The sequence below is a fragment of the Methylomicrobium lacus LW14 genome (assembly GCF_000527095.1).
Lineage (GTDB): Bacteria > Pseudomonadota > Gammaproteobacteria > Methylococcales > Methylomonadaceae > Methylomicrobium > Methylomicrobium lacus.
The window spans coordinates 751,472-775,993 of sequence record NZ_AZUN01000001.1 but is presented as its reverse complement, the minus strand read 5'-3'; the positions used below and the strand labels follow the sequence as shown (position 1 = coordinate 775,993).

Below are 24,522 nucleotides of genomic sequence, written 5' to 3'. Positions count from 1 at the left end.
AAACAATAACCTATGAAGATTCTGAGCATTCACTTCAAAAACGTCAACTCGTTGGAAGGCGAGCATCGGATCAATTTTGAGCAATCTCCATTCACCGACACCGGCGTTTTTGCGATCACAGGCCCCAACGGCTCGGGCAAATCCAGCATTTTGGACGCGATTACGCTGGCCTTGTACGGCGAGACTTACCGCTTCGACCGTCCGGCCGAGCATGTGATGACCCGGCATACCGCCGAGTGTTTTTCCGAGATCGTGTTTGCGCTGGGCCTGGATAAATACCGGTCGAGTTGGCGCGTGCTGCGCGATGCAAGCGGCGAGTTATTGCCGACTGAAATGCAGTTTCTGCGTCTGAGTGAACAGGAAGAAACCCTGGCGGCGACGCCGCATGAAGTCAATGCCCGGATGACCGAAATCACCGGCATGAATTTCCGCAATTTCACCCGTTCGATCATGCTCGCGCAGGGCGATTTCGCCGCGTTTCTGAATGCGCTGGACAGCGAGCGGATGGACATGCTCGAAAAAATCGTCGGCAGCGATATTTATGCGGATCATAAACGCGATATCGAAACCCGGCTCGCCGAGGCCAAGCAGAATCTGGAGCGGGTCAACCAGGAGCTGACGCGGGTGCCGATCATGGACGCGGCGAAACGGGAAGCCTCCGAGCATGACTTACAGGACTTCAACGAACAGTTTATCGAATTGCAGGCGGAGTTGAGCCGCCTGCAGGAACAGCAGCTCACGCTGCAAAAGATCGAAGCCCTGCAAGGCCGGATCGAAGGGCAAAAAAAGGAATTGCAGGACTTCGAAAACGAGCACGACCGCATTCAAAAAATCCTGACCCGTCTGGACACCTTGCAGGATTTGAAGCCGTTCGCGCATGACCTGGAGGCGCTTCGGCATAGCGCTCAGTCCGTGCAGGAGAGCCAGTCGGCATTGGCGGCGTTGACGGCCGAGTTGAAGCAACTGGAAGACTTGGTGGCCGGCTACGATCAGCCCCCAATCGCTCCAGAAGCCTTAGGCAGCCAATCGCTCGAAAATCAGCAGCAAGCGCTTTACGACCTGCAAGGGGAAATGAGCCAGCTCGATCTGGCGCGTTCGATGCAAACCGGCAAATTGCAGGCCGTGGCCGCGCAAGGCGTCGAAAAGAAAGCCGCCTTGCAGGAGGTCGACGCCTGGCTCGAACAGCATGCCGCCGATGCCCCTCTGGTCGATAACTTCCCCGAGACGATCAAACTCAAAAATCTGCGCGCGGAAATCAAGGAACTGAGCCAAAAGCAAAAGGCGTTCGACGATTGGGCCAAGAACGCTTCGGCGGCGCTACGGAATACGCAGGCCGCGATCGACAAGGAAACCGTGAGCGTCGCCCGTTTGCAGGAACAAATCGCCGCCGAGGAAAATACCGTCACCGCGCTGCTGCAAGGCAGAACGCCCGATGACCTTGCCGAATTGCACCGCGAACAACAGGAGCGCGTCAAGTCGTTCAAGGCATTGCAGGATCTGGCGATACAGTACCGGAAGCTGAGCGGCAACGGCTCAGGCCTGTTCGGGCTGTTCAGAAAAGCGCCGAGCGCGGCGCCCGATCCGGATGCGCAGGCGGCCGAACTCGCGGAACTGCGAGAAACGATCAAACGCGACGAGAACATCCGGCTGATCCTCGAAGGCGCGGTTTACCGCGAAAACATGATGAAACGGATGGAGGCCGACCGCCATCATCTGATCGACGGCAAGCCCTGCCCTTTGTGCGGCGCGTTGCAGCATCCTTACGCGAAACAACAGCCCGCCATCGGCAGTTCCGAGAAGGCGCTGGTCGATCAGCAGGCGCGGATACGCTCCGAAACCGCGAGGGCCGAGCGGCTGGAAATCGAGGTCGAAGATGCGCGCAGGCTGGCGCAAAAATATGCGCTGACGAATCAAAAGGCGCGGCAAATCCAGGCGCAGTGGGGAACGCTCCGCAACCGGCTGAATATCGGGCAAAACCTCGAGATCGACCAGATCAATCGCATGGGCGAACTCCATGACGAGGAAGACAAGCAATTCAAGGAAATCGCTTTTCTGCTCGGCAAGCACAAGAACAAGATTCAGGGCATCGAAAAACTGAAGGTGCAACTCGTAAAAAGCGGCGCCGCGATCGAGCAATTGACCGCCACCTATCAGAAACTCGAAGCGGAACGGGAAGCTCAGCCGCAGGATCCGTTTGAAGTCGCCAATGCGTTGACCGCGGCGGTTCAGGAAGAAAAGGAACTGGCGGTCAAGGTCGATCAACAACTGGCCCTGATCGGCGAAAAAATGCCCGGCAAAGGCAAGGAAGAGCTGTTTTATGACAAGCTCAGCCGCCGCCGGCACGATTATCACAGCCAGTTGATTCGAAAACAGGGTCTGGAGGAGGACTTGACCGCGCTGGCGGCCAGCGACAAGGCGCTGCGCGAGGAACTGAAGGGCTTGGAAGAAAAGCTTGCCGGGTTCAGCCGCAAGCTGCAAAAGGAAGAAAGCATCGCGCTGCACTTGGCGCTGCTCGACAAACAGAAGCTGATTGCGGCCGAGCGCATACGGCTTGCCGAAAAGCAGGCGCAAGTGAATTTGCTGGAGAAAAATCTCCAGGCCAAAATGCGCGAAGCCAATTTCTCGGGCGTCGAAGAAGTCAAGGAGACTCTGACACAGCAGGCGTCCCGTCCCGAACTGGAACAGAAAGCCGCCTTTTTGGCCCAGCGGGCCGCCGAAACGTCGGCGAGGCTCGAAAGCAACCGGCAGCAACTGGAAGCCGCGGCGCTTGAAAAAGACACCGAGCTGTCGCTCGACGACATCAGCGCACAAGTGCACGACGTCTCGCAGAAACTCGAAATCGCGCATTTCGAAGTGCGGCATCTGGATAACTTGCTGAAGGAGCAAGAGCGCCTGCACAGCAAATACGATGCGGTGCACGCTCAATACGAAGAGCAGGAAGCGCTCGTGAAGGCATTGACCGAAGAGCAGCAACTGATCCATGCCGAAAACGGCATGGCGTTCCGCCGCCGCGTGCAAGAGAAGATCGCCGACCAATTGCTCGGCAAGACCAACGCCTTGCTCGAAAAACTCAGCGGCCGTTATTACCTGCGCAAAATGCCGAGCGAGAAAGGCCTCGCGCTGGAGATCGAGGACACCTTACAGGGCAACGCGCGCCGCCTGCCGCGGAGCCTGTCCGGAGGCGAGAGCTTCGTGGTCAGTCTGGCCTTGGCATTGGGACTTTCCGAACTGGCCAGCAACGGCAAATCGGTCGATTCCTTGTTCCTCGACGAAGGCTTCGGCAGCCTCGACGCCGACACCTTGTTCAGCGTGATCAGCACGCTCGAAAGCCTGCATACACAGCACGGCAAAACGGTCGGCGTGATTTCGCATGTCGAAAGCGTGCAAAAACGCTTCAAGGCGCGCCTGCAGATCGTCAAAAAACCGAACGGCATGGGCATGTTGAAAATGGCGTCTTGACAGGGTGATGCCGTTGAGCGAAGCCGTGATCGGTGAATCTTTTTCGGCTTCGCCCAGGAAAGGCGGGTCGAGACCTGCGCGTTTTAACTCACCCGCCCTTCCCTTCCAACCCCGGAAAACCGAACTTTTGGCCGGATCAATTGGCTAGCCGGGCTAAATTGATTATACTGGCTGCAACAATTTTGCCTTTGCAGCGGGCGTACCCGCTGGACAGGGCCGAAAATGGACCATTTCGCCGGCCGCGGCAAAGAAAATCGCGGTAAAGTATACATACCGTCTTATTCATGTTGATGACTTTAGAAGATGTGGAACCGCGCTCTCCCATCGAGCTGACTCGGGATGAGATGCTGACGATCAGCGCGGAGATCAGCCTTAAGTTCTCTCCGGATAAGACTTCGCTGGCCGCTGCGGATTATTGGCCGCCGGCCAATGTGAATATCCCCCCGCCAGCCGCCGCTTTAGCCGAGCCGCCGCAAATCGGGGGCTTCAGCCATCTGGAATTACAGACGATTGGCCAGGACATCAGCCAGCGCTTCGCGCCGAAAGCCGCCAACGGCGCTCCGGAGCTGCTGTTGCTACCGGTCGATCCCTACCACCTGTATGCCTACTGGAATACAGGCGCCGCGCCGATTGCCCCTGATCAGAAGAATGTACAGCCACCGTTGACTTTGCGTATTTACTGGCGACCGGATGCGGCAGAGGAAATCACCCGCTCGAACATCTGGTTCGACATTCCCGCCGACAGCCCCACGAACCGGAAAAAAGTGCGCCTGCCGATCGATGATACGAGCTATTCCGCCGCCTTGGGCAAGGTGAATCCGGACCACAGCCTCGATGTGCTCGCGCTCTCGAATAGGGTGCATGTACCGACCGCGCCGGACAGGAAACGGCTTGCGCTAGAGCATCCTGCTCAGCAAACCGCGGCCGCCAAGGAACCGGCATTTGCCGTTCACCAACTACAAGGCATCCTGGCCGCGACTCAGCAGGAAGGCGCGTATTTTCCGGAAGGCTGGTCGATCAAACTGCATCCCAGCGATCCTGCGAGCTTAGCCCGCGAATCTGAAAAATTTTATGGCGAACTGATGAGCATTTTTCAAAACAACAGGATCGATGCGGAACTGGTTCCCGAAGCCGCAGCGCTCGTCGAGCAAAATACACTGTCCAGGCACGCCTCGGGACTCGGACTCTGAGACGGCCGATGGAAAAAGGCTTCCTCAGCATCGTCCTGCATGCGCATCTACCTTTCGTGCGCCATCCCGAACACCCGAGCTTTTTCGAAGAAAACTGGCTGTTCGAGGCGATGACCGAATGCTATATCCCGCTGATCGGCATGCTCGACCGGCTCGAAGACGATCAAATCGACTACCGTTTGACCTTGTCGCTGTCGCCGCCGTTGATTTCGATGCTGCGCGACGAGCTCTTGCAGAGCCGCTACCTGAAACATCTGCACCAGCTGATCGAACTGGCCGAGAAGGAAATCGTCAGAACCCGAAAAGCGCCGGAATTCAATAAACTGGCGCGGCTGTACCGGCGCTTTTACCGGCATGCGCTGGCTGTCTATCAAAACCAGTACCACGGCGATTTGCTCGGCGCGTTCAACAAGCATCAGGCGCTCGGCAAGCTCGAACTGATCACGACCGCCGCAACGCACGGCTTTCTGCCCCTGCTCAGCGTCAGCGAGGCCGCGGTGCGCAATCAAATCAACATCGGCGTCGACACCTTCCGCACTCACCTCGGCATCGCGCCGAGAGGATTCTGGCTGCCCGAGTGCGCTTATTATCCGGGGCTCGAAACTTACCTGAAGGACGCCGGCATCGCGTATTTTTTCGTCGATGGACACAGCCTGCTGAACGCCAGCCAGCCGCCGGTCAACGGCGTCTATGCGCCCCTGGCCTGCGACAATGGCGTTGCCGCGTTTGCGCGCGATCCCGAATCGTCCGAACAGGTCTGGAGTTCCCAACAGGGCTATCCCGGCGATTTCGATTACCGCGAATATTACCGCGACATCGGTTTCGATCTGGACCTGGACTACATCGGCCCGTATATTCTTGACGGGCACATCCGCGCGAATACCGGCATCAAATATTACCGGGTAACCGGTGAAAACCAACCGAAGCAACTCTACAACCCGAAAGCCGCGCGGGCGAAAGCGGAACTGCATGCGCGCGATTTCATCCAAAAACGGCAGCAGCAAATCGACGCGCTGGCAGGACAAATGGACCGGCCGCCGCATGTCGTCGCCCCCTATGATGCCGAATTGTTCGGCCATTGGTGGTTTGAAGGCCCCTATTGGCTCGAACAGGTGCTGCGTATCGCGAGCGAAAAGTCAAACGGCATCCGGACGGTCAGTTGCGGCGATTATTTAGCCCAAGTCCCGTCGCAGCAAGTTGCGACGCCTTCCGCCTCGACCTGGGGCGCGCAAGGCTATTCGAGCTACTGGATTAACGAGACGAACGACTGGATCTATCCCTTTCTGCATCAGGCCGCCAGGCAACTGGAAGACTTCGTTTCCGAACTGAAGGGCGTCTCGCTCAATGCCTTGCAGGAAAGAGCGTTCAATCAGGCGGTCCGCTCGCTGCTGCTCGCCCAGTCTTCCGACTGGCCGTTCATCATGAAATCGGGCACCACGACCGAGTACGCGAACAAACGCATCACCGACCATCTGGCCCGCTTCAATTATTTGTACGACAGCCTGCGCAAGGGCAACATCGACGAGCGCTATCTGACCGCGCTCGAAATCATGGATAATATCTTTCCTGATATTGATTTTAGGCATTACCGCGCATTGAAGCCGTCATAAACTTTAACCCACACGGGTACACAGCCATGCGGAAACCTTCACTCACTCCATTGATCGCCGGCCTGATCACGGCATCCCCTCTTGCTACGGCAGCCCCCGTCAAAGATGACTGGGGCATGTGGCTCAGCAATACCTATCAGACCGACTTCGGCGGCAGCAACTATCTGGCGTTTCTGGAGTTGGCGCCGCGCACGAAACACGACAACGGCGAATTCAGCCAGATCATCGTCAGGCCCCTGCTGGGCTATAAACTGACCGATAAGCTGCAGTTCTGGCTCGGTTACACCTGGCAGGGCGAATACAGCAAGGACACCGACTTCGACCTGGCCACCCACGATTTCATGCAGCAAGTGCAATGGATCGACAATTGGACGCCGCAATTGAATTTTCAATACCGCTTCCGCCTGGAGGAGCGTTTTTTTGCGGACGAGGATACCGCCTTCCGGATGCGCCACCGTTTCCGTTTTGTCTACACGCTGCCCGAAACAAAGACTTATCTGATCGCGGCTGACGAGTTGTTCGTGTATTTCAATTCGTTCAACAGCGGCCGTCTGGCTCATTCGGTCCAGCCGGGCATCAACCAGAATCGAAGCTATGTCGGGGTTGGCTACAAGATCACGCCCAAGATCAATATCGATACCGGCTACCAGTTTCAATACGTGAATAATTTCGGCGCGCCGGATGGCGCCAATCACATCTGGCTGACCAATTTCAATATCAATTTTTAGGCGCCGAGGCCAGCATCTCCAACGCCAGCGCGGCCATGTTTTTCGAACCGCCGCCCTGCCCTAATCTCTCCTTGACGCCTTGCAGATGCTCACGCATTTGCAACGCATAATCCGTGTCGGTCAGGATAAGGCCGATCTCGGCGGCCAAATTTTCGGAGCTGGCCTCATGTTGAATCAACTCCTTTACGACGCCTTTGCCGGCCACGATGTTCGGCAGGCCGATGAACGGCGTTTTGACCAGCAGTCGTCCCAGCCAGTAAGTCAGCGGCGATAACTTATAGCAAACGACCATCGGCACGGCCAGCAAGGCGACTTCGAGCGTCGCGGTGCCGGAAGTCGTCATGATTGCGTCGCAGCATTGCATCACGTCATAGGGTTGATCCTTGATCACCGTGATTTTCGCCTTCGAGGCTTGCAGATAGCTTTGCAGCACATCGTCGGCAATCGAGCCGGCTTGCGGCAAGATAAACTGCACGCCCGCCACACGCTCCGCAATCAATGCGGCCGCCGCCAGCATCACCGGCAGCATGCGTTTGATTTCTCCGCTCCGGCTGCCCGGCAGCAGTCCGACGACGGGGTTTTCCGCATGCAAGCCGAAGCGCAGAAAATCCTCGCTTTTGCTGTAGTGCGGACGGACCCTGTCGACCGAGGGATGGCCGACATAACGCACCGGCACGTTCTCGGCCTCGTAATACGCCGTTTCGAACGGAAAGATCACCGCCATCATGTCGATCACCCGCCCGTACTTTTTGACCCTTCCCGGCCGCCATGCCCACACCTGCGGGCTGACATAAAACAGCACCTTGATGCCGATCCGTTTGGCGTAAGTCGCCAGCTTGAAATTGAATTCCTTGTAATCGACGCAGACCAGCAGATCGGGGCGCTCGGCCGCCAGCAGCGACTGCATCAACTTCAGCGCGCGGCGGATTTCAGCATAGTGTTTGATCACCTCGACCACGCCGATCACCGCGATTTGCGATGAATCGTAACGCACGTCGATCCCCGCCCCGGCCATCTTCGCACCGCCCATGCCGATGCCGCGAATGTCGGGCTGGAGTTTTTTCATTTCGATAAACAGATGCGCGGCATGCTGTTCGCCCGACGCTTCGCCGGCGCTGAACATGACTTTATAGGGCTTGTGATCCGACAAGACAGAATCCTCGTGTGGGTTTGAAGCCGTCTATTGTAAGGCGTTTTCAGGCAAAGCACATACCCGATCCGCGTCAAACCCGAACCATATTGGCGGCATTGCCGCGCTGATACCTCAAACCCAGGCATCGCATCGAATGGTCAGGGGCGTATGCCCACTGACCTACAGCTTGTAGATTTGCGAAACGCACCCATCGTGCCAGGCATCGTCGACCACTTGCGACGGCATGGCGACCATTTTGGCTCTGGCCTGGCAGCATATATATAAAAATAATCCTTTAAACCGTTGAAAACTCGGTCAATCTGCTTGGGAGTCAAGGACGGATGCTTTAAGGCAACTCGGTCTTTCAGATGCGAATCAAACTGATAATCCTGAATATAGCTTCTTTGCCGGCTTGGCTTGAGTAGGATATATAACAAGAGCAACATCCCGGGTATAAACAAAGTCGCGGCCAAATCTTGCATTTGACTCCCGAATTTGGACACCACAGAGACGAAACTGATAGCGACTACACTTCCCATTTAATCCTCCAGCTGTAAAAAATTAGGCTGTTTAAACCCGTTAGATTAATTGGCCGTATCGCAAAAAACTCATTTTGCCATGACGGCGTCAGGCCAATTATTCGCCCAAGTTGACGCCACGTCACGCCCCTACTCGCAAATGACCTAAAATATGCGACGAAATACCGGCTTTACCGGATGAAAACCCCACATTGATTGGAGAAACTTGCTAATATAAACCTAACGTTTTTTATGTGTCTTCTATGCCCGTGAATACTCCGTCGATCGACATATTCTTCCATTGGCTGGTCAATACGCCAGAACTTTTGCAGCGTGCCTGCGTGGTCATCGTCGTGACTTATCTGGCGATCCGGCAGCCTTGGTTCAAGCAGGCGATGCGCGGCGTTAACCAGTCTTGGCGGCACCGACTGGTCGCGGCGATCTATTTCGGCGTCTTGGCGATCGTCGGCACCCATAACGGCATCGTGCTGGACATCAGACGGCACGGCGCGGTAATCGAATATCTCTCCAGGCAACCGGCAGGCCTGCAACAGATGCAAGCTATCCTCAGTTTTCGCGACATGTTGGTGCTTTCCGCCGGCCTGTTCGGAGGCCCCTGGACCGGGCTCGGCGCCGGCCTGATCGCGGGCGGCGAACGCTGGCTGCTCGGCGGCTTCGTCGGCTTAGCGAGCGGCATTTCGACCGTATTGCTCGGCTTGGGGGCGGGTTTGGCAAAGCAGGTTTGGCCGCATATCAACAGCCGCCAGGGCACTCTGGCGACGGTCTTGGTCGGCACGGTTGTGCAAAAATATCTGATCGTTTCGCTAAGCGACCCGCACGTTCTGGCCATTGCGACGATCAGGGAAACGATCGTCCCGGAGATCACGGTCAATTGCCTGGGCTGCCTGTTGTTTCACTCGGTGATGCAGGACATGGAACGCGACCGGCTGAAAACGCAGGCGCAGCAAGCCGAACTGAGGGCATTGCACGCGCAGATCGAACCGCATTTCATCAACAATACGCTGAATGCAATCAAGGCGCTGATCCGCCGCGACCCCGAGCAAGCCTCCGATTATGTGGTCAAACTGGCGCGCTTTCTCGACGATACCCGGCAGATTGCAAGAGCCAATTCGATCAGCCTGAGCCAGGAACTGGAGCAACTGGAAAACTATCTCGATTTTCAGCAATTGCGCTTCCCAGGCGCCTTCCACTTTGAACAAGATATCCCTTCTTCATTGCTGGACTGCCAGATACCGCCGCGCAGCCTGCTGACGCTCGCCGAAAATGCGCTGCTGCACGGGCGCGGCCACTCCGGTATATTAACTCTGCGGATTGCCGGCGCCGATCTCGGCAAACAACTGGCATTAAGCATCGAGGATGACGGCCGCGGCATCGCGCCTAACCGCCTGGAGTTGCTGGGCAAACAGCCTGTCAATTCCGAACGGGGCAGCGGCAACGGCCTGTTTCAATTGCATGAAACATTAAAAATTTCCTTCGACGGCGCCGCTACAATCGACATAACGAGTCAGGAAAAAATGGGAACAGAAATCACCTTAATACTGCCGAAAAGGAGTCAGCCATGGTAAACAAGCGGCGCGTGATCATCGTGGATGATGAGGTATTGGCGCGCGACGAATTGGCCGCGATGCTGCACAGCCGGCATCTGGATATCGAGGTGATCGGTGCGCTGGACGGCACCGCCAAAGCGTGGGAACTGATCCAGGCCGATCACGCTATCGAAGGCATTTTTCTCGATATTGACATCCAGACCGAAAGCCGGCGCGCGGGTCTCGATTTTGCGCTGAATTTGCAGCGCCTGGAAAAAAAGCCCTGGATCGTTTTTGTGACCGGCTACCGGGAGCATGCGGTCGAAGCCTTCCAGTCCTTCCCGGTCAACTATCTGGTCAAGCCGGTTGACAACGCCGCAATAGACCGAACGCTCGACTGGGTACGGCACAACTTCCCGAGCGCAAAACCCCAAGCGGAACGCCTCGCTGTCCGCCACCGTATCGACGACCCTTCGGGCGAAAAGCTGTTCTGCACCGAATACCTCGATATCGACGAGATTTTTTATATCCAGAAAAATAACGGCATCAACACAGTCAAAATCGGCCTAGTCAATGGCGAAGTGCTGGACGGCGTTAACGGCACGCTGAAGGAATGGGAACAGCACGGTTTTTTTCAAATTCACCGGCGCAATCTGATTAATCTGCAACATGTACGCCGCGAGGAGCCGCGCATCGGCGAAAATAACGTCTATAAAATCGTTTTCAAAAACAGTCCGGTTAAACTGGACATCGGGCCGGACTTTTTACCAGCGCTACGCGAGCGCCTGAAAGCCCCTTGATTCATCCTTTTCAAACCGCGATTATTCCGGCAATCGAAATCAGCGGGCAGGTATAATTAACCTTTGCCCAGCCCTAAACCTGCCGTTGATGCCTAAAACCTTATTCGCCCGGACGCGGCGCCGCGCCACCGAAGCGCCGCCCTTGCCTACCGGCACAATCCCCTTCATCCTGTACTGCCTATCCAGCTTCAAGGGCTGGATATTGCTGATGTTCATCTTCGAAACGGGCCAGGCGGCCGGCAGTATCCTGGTGCCTTATGCGATCAAAACTATCATGGAAGGTGTCGCGCACGGCCTCCCCGATGCCCGGACCACGCTCGACGCATTGCGGGAGCCCTTGCTGCTTCTGGCCGGATTGAATATCGCCGAAATTTTGTGCAGTCGGGCCAGCGGCGCGGTCTTGATCACGATCGGCCCCCGCCTGCGCCAGCGCACGACGAGCGCCTTGTTCTCCTATCTGCAATGCCATTCGGCGCGCTATTTCAGCAGCCATTTCGCCGGCGCGCTCGCGCACCGGATCAGCGAAACCGCGCTCAGCGTGAACCACACGACCTGGGCGGTGCTGTGCGATTTCTGGCCGATTACGGTCACCTTCAGCGTCTCCGCCGGCTTGTTGCTGGGCGTGCATCAGGGCCTCGGCCTAAGCGTCACCGCCTGGGTTTTTCTGTATGTCGCGATCTCGTTCTGGCTGGCCACGCGCTGCCGGCCTTATGCGCAAAGTTATGCCGGCATTCGCAGCACGACCAACGGCAAGATCGTCGATTCGGTCACGAATAGCCTGAACGCCCGACTGTTCGCGTGTCAGCGATTCGAGCGCGATTATCTGCAAGGTTTTTTGGACACCGAACTGAACGCCGCGCGCCGGACTTTCTGGTATATGGAACGGGTGCGCTGGTTTCAGTTCATCTCCGCCGCCGCGTTGAAACTGGGCACGATTTATTATGCGCTGACGCTCTGGCAAGACGGTCTGATCGGGGTCGGCGATTTTACGATGAGCGTCGGCCTGGCGCTGATCATCATCGGCGATGCGCGCAATCTGTCACGCCATTTTCTGGAGTTTTTCGAATATGTCGGCAATATCGCGAACGGCGTCGAGACGATCGTTGAGCCGCACGAAATCATCGATGCGCCGGGCGCAAAAGCGCTGAAGGTGACCGAAGGACGCATCGAATTCCGGGGCGTGACCTTCGGCTATGATCCGGATCAACCGGTTTTCAAGAATCTGAATGTGGTGATCGAGCCCGGCCAGCGCGTCGGCCTGGTCGGTTTTTCGGGCTCGGGAAAATCGACTTTCGTCAGCCTGATCTTGCGTAACTTCGAGCCGCAACAGGGCAAAATTTACATCGACGGCGCCGACATAGCCAAGGTGACGCAGGAATCGCTGCATGAACAGGTCAGCCTGATTCCGCAGGACCCGACACTGTTTCACCGCAGCCTGAAGGAAAACATCGGTTACGGCAGGCTCGATGCGAACGATGCAGAAATCGTCAGCGCCGCCGCGTTCGCACATGCCGACGACTTCATTCAGGCAATGGCCGAAGGCTATGATTCGCTGGTCGGCGAGCGCGGCGTCAAACTGTCCGGCGGCCAAAGGCAAAGGATCGCGATTGCGCGCGTCATATTGAAGGATGCACCGATCCTGATCATGGATGAGGCGACATCGAGCCTCGATTCGGTCACCGAAAAAACGATCCAGGAAAATCTGACCCGGCTGATGAGGCAGAAGACCGTGATCGCGGTCGCGCACCGGCTATCGACGATCGCCCACCTCGACCGCATTCTGGTCTTCGACCAAGGCCGCATCGTCGAGGACGGCACGCATGATCAATTACTGGCGCTGCAAGGCTATTACTATCGCCTCTGGAGCATGCAGGCCGGCGGCTTTTTGCCGGAAGGCCAGGCTTAGCCCTGTTCCCTTAGCAAAGTGCGTTTCGCGAACACGATCGCCGCGACCGGCATCATGAAGCTCAGCCCCATCACCACGATCAATAGCCAGCCGAGTTCGCTGTAATCCGCAGGCGTCACGATCTGGCCGGTCGCCGCATCGCGAACTTCGCGCGTGATCTCAAAGCCTTGATTCAGCCATTTAGTCAACAGTTGCGACAAGGACAGCGCCAGATTCACAAATGCCGCCATCACCGCGAAATAAGTCGCCTTCAGCTGTTTCGGCGCCGAATGGGCGATCCAGGCCAGCATCGGAATCATCGCGATCTGGCCCAGGGGAGATTCGAGCGCGGTATCGACCAGCGCGATGAAGCGGGCATCGACGACGCCGCCGGTAAGCGCCGCCGTCCAGTGATGCAGCCCATAATAGAGGGCGATATTGGGCAGATAAAGCACGGTCAGCGCGATAGTCAGCGCCGCGATAATATAGGTAATCGGCCGCTCGGCCATGAAACGGCGAAACAGGAACATGCCCAGCAAGGTCAGCGCGCTCGAAATCAGCGACAGCTTCGAGATAAACTGCTGATCGAAGCCGAGATCATCGATCATCCACCAGGTTTCGCCCGCGCCGGTGGTCGGCACCGCGCGAAACGCAAAGATCACGAAGGCGGTGCCGTACAATTGATTTCTGGTTTTGATTTCGAGATCCATCGTCAACCGCCACATCAAAAACAGCACGATGGCCAGCGAGCCGATGAAGACGATCTCCTCGCTGTTCGAGAAGCCGCCCAAGCCCATCACCACCGCGAACAAGGTAAATCCGAGCCCGCCGACCAACAGCGGCCAATTGACCGCGGGCGCTTCATGCGCGCCGGCCGCGGTAATCCGTTCAATATCCTCAAACTCGAAACCTTGCGCGGCGAGCCGCCATTCCTCCTGCGAGCGCAAATAAGACGCCAACGCGACGCCCAGGACCGAGATCACCGGAATCCAAAGCGCCCACCGGTAAATCGACAGATAAACCGCGGCTTTCTCGGCCGCGCCCATCGTGTCGACGCCGCTGAAGAACGCGACGTTGACGCCGGCAACGAGCAGGCTGCCGCCGATGATCGAGACTCGACCCAAGGTTTGCATCGTGGTATGCGCGGCCAGAATTTGCGGTTCGGGAAGCGGCCGGCCTTCGTCATCGAAACGCCGTACAGCCTCCACGGTCATCGCATCGGCCACGATATCCTGAATCACGTAACCGACCGGTGCCAATAGCGCCGATAACACAAACCAGCTTTCGACCGGCCATAGATGCCGCATGTATTCAACATCGCCTAAGAGCTTGATCATGACCAGCAAACTGGCGGCGATCAGCGCCGCGCCCAAATAGACCAGCCCGGCCTTATAGCGCCATAACAAATCGACCAGATGCCCCATCGGCATTTTCAACGCCCACGGCAGCATCGCCCAAAACCCCAAAGCGGCGAGAAACTCGGCGGACAAGCCGAGAGACTCCTTCACGAAAAAAGTCCCGACGATGCCGGTCAATCCGGAAACGCCCGCCGCCAGATAAACCATCAAGGGCGGCACATAACTGATACGCATCTGTCGCCCCAGATCGAGCACATTGCGGTCCAGCCATTGCAGAAATAGAGTCATGATCGACATGGTACTCGAGTCGGCGCTTGATTGATGATTGGTCATCGAAATCCCCAGCAGATGATGCAACGTGCAAATGTTAGGCTATCGACTCTGATGACGTACATAAGTTCGCGGCCTGACGGCAGGCCATTTTAATCCCAGAAGATATCAAGACATTGGCTTTTACCGCGTCCATTTTCTGCCGATTAGACTGGAGCGGGCATTGTGTGCATGAAAGCCCAAAAATTTAAGCGCCTGAAGGGTTTTCGAAGCCGTTTTGAACAATGGAGGAAAAAACTCTAGCCGAGGTGTGGCCAATCCTTGGCTTGCTTCCGCGGGGCAAGCAGTGCCCCGCGGGAAAGTGAATTCCTATCATTTACTGACCATGACCGTTACGGTCGCCGATGCAGTGCCTCCCTTACCATCGCTGACGGTATAGGTGAAGGTGTCGGTTCCTACGATCAAGCCTTTATAGGATAGGCTCTTGCCATTGACGATCGTGCCTTTTTCTGAAGAAATGATCGTCAAATTATCGCCATCGACATCGCTATCGTTACCCAGCACATTGATGCTGACAGACCTTCTTACGCGCACCGACTCACTATCCGGCAATGCAATCGGGGCATCATTGACCGGATTGTTCGAAGTGGCCGTCAATGTTGTAGCGCTGGCCATCGATGAAGCTGGCGTCTGATTGCCGGCCGCGTCGCGGGCCACGACTTGAAAGGTATAGCTGGTACCGGCGGCCAAAGCGCTAATTACATAGTTTGGACTGGTTTGCCAGGCGCTATTGATGCATCCTGGGCCGCCCGCAACACAAATGAACTGATACTTGACCACACCGGAAGCATCGGTTGCCAGCGTTGATTCCATCGCAATACTACTTTCACTTTGCGCAATTGGCGCGCTTTGCCAAGCCGGATCTGGCGACGGCGGCGTGGTGTCGGCAACGAAGGACGGCGGCGGCACTGCACCCGTAATAAAAAACTCGCCTTCGCTGCCGTAGCTGGAATACGGTATCGATGAATTGCCCACGCCGGTGATTGCGAGATAATACCGTCCAGCGTTCACAGAAGCGCTAATCACGGCGTTGGTATCCTCAAGCGGATCGCTGTCGGTCACAACACGACCCGATTCGTCATAGAGCGTCGCCTTGACATCGAGATTGGCGCCGCGCGATTGATCGTTCGTATCACCGGATCGGGTGAATGCGGCCCAAGCCGGCGTAACGGTGATATTGACGGTACCCCCATCGGCATCGAAAGCAAAAACATCGATATCGCCCTGTTTTTCAATGATACCTTTGTTTAAGGTATCGCTGTTTCCCGGATCGTTTTGCGGGTTTGTCGCCAGAATGCTGCCGTCGTTTTCTACGGCGAGCAGACTGGCAGTCCCTAACGCATTGCCGTGATCATCGGCTCTAAACGTCAGTTTATTCGCAATGATGCTGATGTCATCCTGCGTGTTATTGGCGTCAGGATATTCCCCCTTGCTCCATTGCGTCACATTGGTGTAGTAATCGAGGCCCATGATCGGGCCCCAGGACGAATGGCCGCTGCCGAGGCCTGAATAATACCCCACATCGCTGGTGCCATCGTGCGATAAGCCCAGATTATGTCCGAATTCGTGCGCGGCCGCCTCGGCCACATAAGGCGCATAGCCTGAACTCAAATTGTTGTAGTAGACCAGCGCGGGCGAATAATAACTGGCGTACTTAGTGCTGCCGAAAACATTGATATAAGCCACGCCGCCGGCATATTGTGAAGGCATCGCGAGACCCGATGCATCGATGCTATGGGTAAACAAAACCCTCCCAACCGAAGGGCCGAAAGTCGACGGCTCTTCGGTCGTCACGTCGATAGAGAAAGGCGCATAATCTTCGGCAACCCGATGCCAGATTTCGTGAATGCGGTTCAATTCTTCGCCGTTGAATGAATTCGGATCGCCGTCGATGTCAAAGGGCAAAGCGGTAAAAGTTGAGTGGGTCGAATTCCAGGCCGTGCCGCTGATCACATGGCCATCAAAATCCAGAAATACCTTTTTGGCCGCGCCGGGAAGGCTATGCAGCTTGAATACGTCGACAGGCGGCAAAGCAAGTGTATCCGAGGTGCCCGCAGTGGAACTGCCGGTTACCGGCGCCGGCGTTTCGGTATCGCTGTAAAATACGCCGCCTTCCAGATCGACCTCTAAAAACTGGATATCGGCTTCCGGAAAAGAAAATTCGTGCAGCCGTCTCATCGCTTTGAGTTTGCCCGCTCTTGAAAGCCTTTCGAGAGCATGGCGCAAATGGCTTCGCGCCGGCAGATCTTCGATCTGGAAAGGCGCGCCTTTGCCGTACATCCTGTGCGCGTGTAGGCCGGCTTGGGCTCTCAGATCCTGGCGGGAACCCGGCTTTGCGATAGCGACTTCGGTCAATGCGATCAGTAAGGCTAGCGTAATGGCTACGGATAAATAAAAGTTGATCTGGCGCATGGTTGGAGCCCTCCAATATGGCGAGGAAAAATCGGCCAAGATCGCCAAAGGCAGGACAACGGGCCGATTTGAAGTTCCTTGTTAGTATTGCAGAATTGCGCCATTGTTTTTGTGATAGGGTTACCAATACTAAAATATTACATAAACTTGATTTCAATTTGAATCGCAAGATAATATTAACTTACACACAAGATAAGCCGCTTTCACAAAAAAACGACCCAGCCTGATTTTGCAGTTTACGATGCTGGCAAAAGGCCGCATTGATCCTGCAAGACGGAGACTTGGAACGCCCTTCTGACTACTCCGCAATCATGCCGTTTTTCAGATAACTTTCCGCATAACTGAACACGATGTCTGCATCGGGAAGTACTTGGGCCTCGTCCTTGCCCTTGTAGTCGAGACGAAACAAAATGTCCTTGATGATATTGATCCGGGCGATTTTTTTGTTGTCGGCGCGCACCACGATCCAGGGCGCATCCAAATGATGCGTTCTCGCGAACATAATATTGCGGGCGAGGCTGTAGTCATCCCAATGCTTGACCGCTTCCAGATCGACCGGACTGGTCTTCCATTGTTTCAGCGGGTCCCGTTCACGGTCATCGAGACGCCGCTTTTGTTCTTCACGGCTGATGTCCAGGTAATATTTCAAGAGTTTAATCCCCGAACGCACCAGCATTAATTCAAAATCCGGCACGGTTTCGAGAAACGCGTGATATTCCTGGTCGCTGCAATACCCCATCACGCGCTCCACGCCGGCGCGGTTGTACCAGCTGCGGTTGAACAGCACCATCTCCTGCGCCGCAGGCAGATGCGGCGCATAGCGTTGAAAATACCAGCTGCTCTTATCCCGATCGGAAGGCTTGCCTAACGCCACCACGCGGGTTTCGCGCGGACTCAGATGCTGAATGATGCGCTTGATCGAGCCGTCTTTGCCGCCGGCATCCCGGCCCTCGAAGATAATCAGCACTTTTTCGTCATGCTTGATGATGTGCTTTTGCAGCTTGACCAGTTCGATCTGCAATTGCGTCAGTGTGGCTTTGTACGCTTCCTTGCCGATTTTTTTCGCGCCGTGTTTATGTTTGATGTTCATCTGATTACTCGCCGATATTAACCAGCCAGCCGCCGCTGCCCTTGCACTGGTTTGCCCCTTCCGCGCTAATATTGATCCGCGCAAAAGTCCCATGCAATACGGCTGGCAGCGTTCCGCTGACCTGATAGCCCTGCGCCACCGGTTTAACTGCAATCGCTGCGGACAGATCTTTGACGACCACCCTGATCGTGTCCGGCTGGGTATTGGGAGAAGCCAAAAAGGAAAACTTGGAGTTTGCTGGGACGTCCGCCTTGTCTGCCGGGTAGAATTGACTGAAGCCGGGTTTGGCGCAGGCTTTTGAGCTACTGCTGCTGCCGTAACCCCAAACCACGCCGGTCATCAACAGCAACGGGCCTAGCCCGAGTATTTGCCATGCTTTCATTCGCTTGTCTCCAGAGGTTTGTCGAGTGGAAATGCCGGATTATTGCAATTGATCGAGCCGTTGCCGAGCCGCCGCGCCGAAAGCTGAATCCGCTTCTTTTTCAGAGATGCGCTTCAATGTGTCCAAACTTTTGTCATTCAACAAGGCGATCGCCTGCAGCCGCACCGCCGGATAATGCGCCCGAAGCGCCGCCAGTTCCCTGAGATAAGCATTGGATTCGTTCAGCAATCGCAGCAGGATTCTTTCAGGGTCGCCGGTGAAAAGATCGCGGACCAGATTATCGTAATGCTCCTGTTCCCTCAGCACATCGCGGGGGTCGGCTCTAGGCGGTTCGGTGGGATCATGGCAGCAGGAACTCATGGCTTTTCTCCGCGTGTTGAAGACTCCGAATATGTTACACCCAAACAGGCCGCAACAAAATGGCAACACATGGGTACGGCTTGGCGAAACACATGATCCGTCAACCCAAAGGCCCGGCTTGGATCGCAAAGCGCTTATCGTTGCATTAGACAGAGTGTTACACTGCCCGAAGCAATTCCGATCCCCAAATTCTAGCTCAAGAAGCAACTTATGCATAAACTCAGCCTCTCTGCATTGCCCTTATACGTTCAGGTGATTATCGGCGTCGTTTTCGGCGCCACGCTGGGCGTCCTTTTCGGGACCGAAAATTATGGCTTCGGCTTATTGAGCAACGCGACGCTGGGTCAATTAGGCCAGTTGGTAATCCGTCTGTTAAAAGCCCTAGCGACGCCGCTGGTCTTCTTCGCGATCCTGGAAGCAATGGTCAATACCGACCTTTCATTCAAGCACGGCCGCCGTCTTCTGGCTTTATGCTCGATGAATCTGGCCGTGGCGATCGTGATCGGCTTGACCTTGATGAACGTCCTGCACCCCGGCCGCGCTTGGGAAGGCAAACTGACGGCGATGACCTCCCAGCTTCATGCCGGCGCCACCGCCATTGCCGCAAAACCGATGCCGGAAAATCTGTCGCTCGATCCGCTGAAAAACATCATCGGCACCATTCCCGAAAGTTTGTTTGAGCCGTTTGTCAAAAACAACGTGATTGCGATCATTTTATTGGCCTTGCTGGCCGGCACTGCGATCCGCCGATTCAAGCAGCAAAGCGCGGATCAGGATCAATCCGGCCTGCATCTGCTCGAAAAACTGATCAGCGTCTGTTATCACTTGCTGATTCAGATGCTGCTCTGGGTCGTCAAGGCGATTCCTTTCGCGGTTTTCGGCGTGGTTGCGCAAGTGGTCGGCAAATCGGGGCTAGACGTTTTTGCGCTGGTTGCGGTGTTTTTGGCCGCCATGCTGACCGGCCTGCTACTGCATGCGCTCGTCTATTATCCCTGCATGGCGAAATGGGGCGGCAAGATGCCGGTCAAACGTTATTTCGGCGAAGGCGCCGATGCGATCCTGACCGGTCTATCGACCAACAGCAGCCTCGCGACGATGCCGATCACCCTGCGCTGCCTGACCGAAAACATGGGCATTTCGAGCCGGTCGGCGCGCTTGTCGGTCTGCATCGGCACTAATTTGAACAATGACGGCATCATTCTGTACGAAGCGATGGCGGCGCTGTTCCTGGCGCAAGCGATCGGCTTCGATCTAACGCTGGCTCAGCAATTGATCATCGTCGCCGCCGCCATCATGGTCGGCGTCGGCATTTCGGGCATCCCGGAAGCCGGTTTAATCGCCCTGCCCCTGGTACTCAGCACCGCCGGCCTGCCGGAAGCGCTGGTCGTTACCGCGGTGCCGCTGATCACCACGATCGACTGGATCATTGCCCGCTGCCGCTCCGGGGTGAATGTGATGAACGATCTGCTGATTGCGATCCTGCTCGACCGCCTGGAAAAAAGCAGGCATTAAGCTAAGCGCCGAACTTACGCTGTTTAATTCGATCGAATTGGGGTATTTTATGACATCCGGGCCATCTTAAGCTTTTGCGAATATGAGTCATAACGCCACCTTTACCAGAATCAAATGGATGATCGTTCTTTTGTTGGTCATGTTACTGGATACATTACCCTTTCCTATCCTGGGTTTTATCATGCTGTATATTCTAATTTTCCGGCCGCAATGGTTCATAAACGCGGTGTTGCAGATATACAATCATGCCGGCCGCGGCGATCAAAACGACGCGAATTGATCTCAATTAAATCAACCTGTACCATTTATCATGAACACATATAAAGATTCCCTCTCCTCCAGACTGGTATTATGTTTCATCGTATTGGTCGGTTTGATCATCCTGCATGTGATTCCACTGCCGATATTGGAAACCCTGGTGCTGTATGTATTAATCACACGGCCCTACTGGTTTAAAGATCTGGTCGATCAAATTTATCGCAGTAAAAAGCCGAGTGAGTCAGCGGATGAATAGAAATAAAGCGGCTTTTCTTCCCACACTGATTTGCGCACTGGTTTAAAAAAATCGTGGATTCGATTTATAGCAGGGAAGAGATTAAACAGAACAATCATTCGGTCTGAACCCGCAACCGCGAAAGCGTCGGATTTAAGTAAGCAAACAGTGGGATTCGAAAATAGGCGGTCGCCCAAAAACGCGAGGCAATAAAAAAGGGCTATCCTTTCGGATAGCCCTTCGAATATGGCGTCCCCAAGGGGGTTCGAACCCCTGTTACCGCCGTGAAAGGGCAGTGTCCTAGGCCGCTAGACGATGGGGACAGAATCTGGTCTGTCCGGCATGCCGTTCTATAAATCCTGGCATACCTTTGGCCTTTACTTATTCTCTATCTAAAATCAACCTAATCGTTGACTTGACTAGTGGCGTCCCCAAGGGGGTTCGAACCCCTGTTACCGCCGTGAAAGGGCAGTGTCCTAGGCCGCTAGACGATGGGGACAGAATAAGTGTCAATCATCTGATTTGGTGGAGCCAAGCGGGATCGAACCGCTGACCTCTTGCATGCCATGCAAGCGCTCTCCCAGCTGAGCTATGGCCCCCAACATCATCAGTTGAGAAAGCCCATTATACAGGATTCACAAACCTTGTCCAGCATTAATTTAAACTTTTTATGTAATCGATCGCTTTTTGTATTCTGGTCAGGGTCTTATCCTTGCCGAGCAAGGTCAAGGTCACGTCGATCGCCGGCGATACGGCCGTGCCGGTTACCGCGACACGCAACGGCTGCGCCACCTTGCCCATGTTCAACGCTTGCGCTTCGGCCAGGTCGACAATCTCCTGATGCAGCGCCTCCCCTTGCCAGTCTTCGACGTTCGCGAATTGCCGATAGAGGGCTGCCAGCACCTCCGCGGCTTCGGCGGTGAAATTCTTTTTGACCGCTTTTTCATCGTACACATCAAACTCGCGGTAGAAAAACGCGCTGGCCCGAGCCATCTCGACCAAGGTCTGGCTGCGTTCCCGTTGCGCTTTCACGACCTCGACCAGGTCCGGCCCTTCCGAAGGATCGATGCCCAACTGGCCGATATGCCAGCTCAAATGCCGCGCGACATGCGCCGGATCGCTGTTCATAATATATTGGTGATTCAGCCACAACAGCTTCTTCGTGTTGAAGGTCGATGCGGAGACATTCACGTTTTCCAACGCGAAATATTCGACCATTTCATCGATCGAGAACACTTCCTGATCGCCGTGCGACCAGCCGAGGCGCACCAAATAATTCAGCAACGCTTCCGGCAGATAACCCTCGTCGCGGAACTGCATCACGCTGACCGCGCCGTGACGTTTGGACAGCCGCGCGCCGTCCGCACCGAGTATCATCGGCAAATGCGCATACAACGGCACAGGAGCGCCCAAGGCCTGCAAAATATTCATCTGCCGGGGCGTATTGTTGATATGGTCATCGCCGCGAATCACATGCGTGACCTTCATGTCCATGTCGTCGACCACGACGGTCAGATTATAGATCGGCGAACCGTCAGTCCGGGCGATCACCAGGTCATCCAGTTCCTTGTTCGCGACCGCGATGTCGCCTTTGACCAGATCGTTGATCGTGACCACGCCATCCACAGGATTTTTGAAACGGACCACATAGTCGCGGCCATCGTCGCCTTTGTGCCCCGCATCGCGGCACTTGCCGTTGTAGCGCGGTTTTTCCTTATTGGCCATTTGCTCGTTGCGCACCGCTTCCAGCTCTTCCTTGCTGCAGCAACAATAATAAGCATCGCCCTGCGCGAGCAGTTGCTGAATCACTTCCTTGTAGCGATCGAAATGGTGCGTTTGGTAAAACGGCCCCTTGTCGTATTCGAGACCCAGCCAGGTCATGCCTTCTAAAATCGCATTGACCGATTCCTGAGTCGAGCGCTCGAGATCGGTATCTTCGATGCGCAAGATGAAATCGCCGCCGTGCTTGCGCGCGTAAAGCCAGGAAAACAGGGCGGTGCGGGCGCCGCCGATGTGCAAATAACCGGTAGGACTGGGAGCGAAACGTGTGGTGATTGTCATTGAATTCCGTTATGTGTTAAGCAAAAAATTCGGTTCATTTTGTGAATTGTCGCCTATTTTAGCGTTTATCCGGCATTCGCTTCAAAATTCCGCTCAATCACCCCGCCTTTCAGTCCACACAACACGACCCAAACGGCATGATTGTCGTGACCGTGCGATGAGCGATCAGAACCGCGCATTGGACACGCCCGCCTCGCAAAACGGGCATTGTGTTAGGAAAATCTCAAAAAGTTCAACCCCATAAAAATAAGCTACTCAAAACATACCGACAATGTTAGAATCGGAGCTTGGTATTGATACTGCAGATTCCTTTATCTTCATCGTTTTGTAACAAGGAGATTTTTCAATGAATAAACCACTCATCACCGCGGCATCGCTTGGGGCGCTGCTCATTTCCGGTTGCGCATCAACCCCCGTGAGCTCTTTTGAACCCTTTCAGGCCAGAGACCTGAACGAATTACTGACTTCCGGGCAGTATCAACAAAAGACCGACAATTTTTTTGTGATTAACGATTCGTCTTCCTCGATGGGAGAAGACTATCAAGGCGCGGCTTTTGCTTCCGGCCAGACACCGGCAAAACTTTCGGTGGAAAAGGAAATTCTGTCTCGAATCAACCAAACCATCCCCGATCTGAAACTGACTGCCGGTATCCGCAGTTTTGGCTTCGGCCCTTGCACCAGCTGGGGCAGCACGCTGTTGAATCTGCCGCCAGCCGCCTACAGCAAAGGCACGTTCACCGCCGGCATCGACGCACTGACCTGCGCGAGCGGCGGTTCACCGATGCATGAAGCGGTCGAAGCCGCGGCTTCCGACCTTTCCAGCACATCGGGCCGTATCGCCTTGCTGATTCTGAGCGATGGCCACGAACTCGAAGCCAGCCCGGTTCCCGCAGTGCAAGCCCTCAAGCAACAATACGGCGACCGTCTTTGCGTGTACTCTGTCTGGGTCGGCAATAAACATGAAGAAAGCGGCAAATTATTACTGAACAGCCTGTCCGATGTTGCCGGTTGCGGTTTCCGCGCAGATGCAGAGAATGTCGCCACTCCGGCCGGCATGGCTGAATTTGTCAAAAACGTTTTCCTGAAACCTGCAGCGCCAGCCGCGGCTCCAGGCTGTGAAGCGACCGACAGCGATAGCGATGGCATCAACGACTGCAACGACCGCTGCCCGAATACATTGAAAGGCGCGCATGTCAATCAATTCGGCTGCTGGATCATCGATGTCAAATTCGACAATGACAAGAGCAACATCAAGCCGCAATACTACGGCGAACTGGATAGCGCAGCCGAAGTCATCAGCAACAACCCGGGCGTGACGATCGAAGTCCAAGGCCACACCAGCAATACCGCATCGGCCGAATACAACCAAAAACTTTCCGAACGCCGCGCGACCGCCGTAGCGAAATACCTGACGCGTAAAGTCGGCGCCAGCGCAACACTGGTACCGCAAGGTTATGGCTTGACTAACCCGATCGATACCAATGACACCGAGGAAGGCCGCGCCAATAACCGCCGCGTCGAACTGAAGGTTATTCAATAACCTTCAGCGTTTCTCTCGAAACCGGAAGACCCCATCGGTTTTCCGGTATTCGAATCAGACATGGCCGCATCGATGATTCATTCTGTTTACAGGAATGATCGACGCGGCTTTTTTA

General features: G+C 55.4%; 17 protein-coding genes and 3 tRNA genes. 10 read left to right on the top strand and 10 right to left on the bottom strand.

Features of this window, described 5'->3' with window-relative positions; translation table 11 throughout:
* The first annotated feature begins 12 nt into the window (after positions 1-12).
* From METLA_RS0103440 to METLA_RS0103425, 4 genes are all read left to right on the top strand, one after another.
* The gene (locus METLA_RS0103440; RefSeq protein ID WP_024297222.1) at positions 13-3,459 is read left to right on the top strand and encodes an AAA family ATPase; all 3,447 of its coding nucleotides are present in this window, start codon (positions 13-15) and stop codon (positions 3,457-3,459) included.
* Between the two features lie 290 nt (positions 3,460-3,749).
* Entirely contained in the window at positions 3,750-4,649 is a 900-nt protein-coding gene (locus METLA_RS0103435) for a DUF4912 domain-containing protein (protein WP_161635379.1), read from the top strand.
* 8 nt (positions 4,650-4,657) lie between these two features.
* Positions 4,658-6,259, top strand: coding sequence for a glycoside hydrolase family 57 protein (locus tag METLA_RS0103430; protein WP_024297220.1), 1,602 nt, complete (start codon positions 4,658-4,660; stop codon positions 6,257-6,259).
* Positions 6,260-6,285: 26 nt separating this feature from the next.
* Entirely contained in the window at positions 6,286-6,987 is a 702-nt protein-coding gene (locus METLA_RS0103425; RefSeq protein WP_024297219.1) for a DUF2490 domain-containing protein, read from the top strand.
* Here the strand turns inward: METLA_RS0103425 and lpxB are convergent.
* Positions 6,977-8,137 (bottom strand): lipid-A-disaccharide synthase, encoded by a 1,161-nt coding sequence (lpxB, locus tag METLA_RS0103420; protein WP_024297218.1) that lies wholly within the window; start codon positions 8,135-8,137, stop codon positions 6,977-6,979. The genes METLA_RS0103425 and lpxB overlap by 11 nt on opposite strands.
* Before the next feature lie 763 nt (positions 8,138-8,900).
* Between lpxB and METLA_RS0103410 the strand changes: the two genes are divergently transcribed.
* The 3 genes from METLA_RS0103410 (at position 8,901) to METLA_RS0103400 (ending at position 12,890) form a co-directional block, all read left to right on the top strand.
* The gene (locus METLA_RS0103410) at positions 8,901-10,223 is read left to right on the top strand and encodes a LytS/YhcK type 5TM receptor domain-containing protein (RefSeq protein ID WP_024297216.1); all 1,323 of its coding nucleotides are present in this window, start codon (positions 8,901-8,903) and stop codon (positions 10,221-10,223) included.
* Positions 10,217-10,984 (top strand): LytR/AlgR family response regulator transcription factor, encoded by a 768-nt coding sequence (locus METLA_RS21265; RefSeq protein WP_024297215.1) that lies wholly within the window; start codon positions 10,217-10,219, stop codon positions 10,982-10,984. The genes METLA_RS0103410 and METLA_RS21265 overlap by 7 nt, the downstream gene beginning before the upstream one ends.
* Positions 10,985-11,072: 88 nt before the next feature.
* Entirely contained in the window at positions 11,073-12,890 is a 1,818-nt protein-coding gene (locus tag METLA_RS0103400) for an ABC transporter ATP-binding protein (RefSeq protein WP_024297214.1), read from the top strand.
* Here the strand turns inward: METLA_RS0103400 and METLA_RS0103395 are convergent.
* The 5 genes from METLA_RS0103395 to METLA_RS0103375 form a co-directional block, all read right to left on the bottom strand.
* Entirely contained in the window at positions 12,887-14,524 is a 1,638-nt protein-coding gene (locus tag METLA_RS0103395; RefSeq protein WP_036282062.1) for an MFS transporter, read from the bottom strand. The genes METLA_RS0103400 and METLA_RS0103395 overlap by 4 nt on opposite strands.
* 345 nt (positions 14,525-14,869) lie before the next feature.
* Positions 14,870-16,969, bottom strand: a complete 2,100-nt coding sequence (locus METLA_RS21260; protein WP_024297212.1) for an Ig-like domain-containing protein — start codon at positions 16,967-16,969, stop codon at positions 14,870-14,872.
* Positions 16,970-17,267: 298 nt separating this feature from the next.
* On the bottom strand, positions 17,268-18,059 hold the full coding sequence (gene ppk2 / locus METLA_RS0103385) for a polyphosphate kinase 2 (protein WP_029646374.1): 792 nt from the start codon (positions 18,057-18,059) through the stop codon (positions 17,268-17,270).
* A gap of 4 nt (positions 18,060-18,063) precedes the next feature.
* Positions 18,064-18,441: a hypothetical protein gene (locus METLA_RS0103380; protein WP_024297210.1), complete on the bottom strand. Its 378-nt coding sequence runs from the start codon at positions 18,439-18,441 to the stop codon at positions 18,064-18,066.
* 39 nt (positions 18,442-18,480) lie between these two features.
* Positions 18,481-18,801 (bottom strand): hypothetical protein, encoded by a 321-nt coding sequence (locus METLA_RS0103375; protein ID WP_024297209.1) that lies wholly within the window; start codon positions 18,799-18,801, stop codon positions 18,481-18,483.
* 210 nt (positions 18,802-19,011) lie between these two features.
* On the opposite strand from METLA_RS0103375, the gene METLA_RS0103370 reads away from it, so the two are divergent.
* Together METLA_RS0103370 and METLA_RS0103360 are read left to right on the top strand one after the other, a co-directional pair.
* Positions 19,012-20,313 (top strand): dicarboxylate/amino acid:cation symporter, encoded by a 1,302-nt coding sequence (locus METLA_RS0103370; protein ID WP_024297208.1) that lies wholly within the window; start codon positions 19,012-19,014, stop codon positions 20,311-20,313.
* A gap of 310 nt (positions 20,314-20,623) precedes the next feature.
* The gene (locus METLA_RS0103360) at positions 20,624-20,827 is read left to right on the top strand and encodes a hypothetical protein (protein WP_024297206.1); all 204 of its coding nucleotides are present in this window, start codon (positions 20,624-20,626) and stop codon (positions 20,825-20,827) included.
* Positions 20,828-21,053: 226 nt separating this feature from the next.
* Here METLA_RS0103360 and METLA_RS0103355 read toward each other — a convergent pair.
* The 4 genes from METLA_RS0103355 to gltX form a co-directional block, all read right to left on the bottom strand.
* Positions 21,054-21,129: transfer RNA gene (locus tag METLA_RS0103355), tRNA-Glu, on the bottom strand.
* A gap of 100 nt (positions 21,130-21,229) precedes the next feature.
* Positions 21,230-21,305: transfer RNA gene (locus tag METLA_RS0103350), tRNA-Glu, on the bottom strand.
* Between the two features lie 24 nt (positions 21,306-21,329).
* Positions 21,330-21,405 (bottom strand) — tRNA-Ala (locus tag METLA_RS0103345).
* A 55-nt stretch (positions 21,406-21,460) separates the two neighbouring features.
* On the bottom strand, positions 21,461-22,867 hold the full coding sequence (gltX, locus tag METLA_RS0103340; RefSeq protein WP_024297205.1) for a glutamate--tRNA ligase: 1,407 nt from the start codon (positions 22,865-22,867) through the stop codon (positions 21,461-21,463).
* A gap of 346 nt (positions 22,868-23,213) precedes the next feature.
* Here gltX and METLA_RS0103335 point away from each other — a divergent pair, with 346 nt between their 5' ends.
* The gene (locus tag METLA_RS0103335) at positions 23,214-24,407 is read left to right on the top strand and encodes an OmpA family protein (protein WP_024297204.1); all 1,194 of its coding nucleotides are present in this window, start codon (positions 23,214-23,216) and stop codon (positions 24,405-24,407) included.
* The last annotated feature ends 115 nt before the right edge of the window (positions 24,408-24,522 follow it).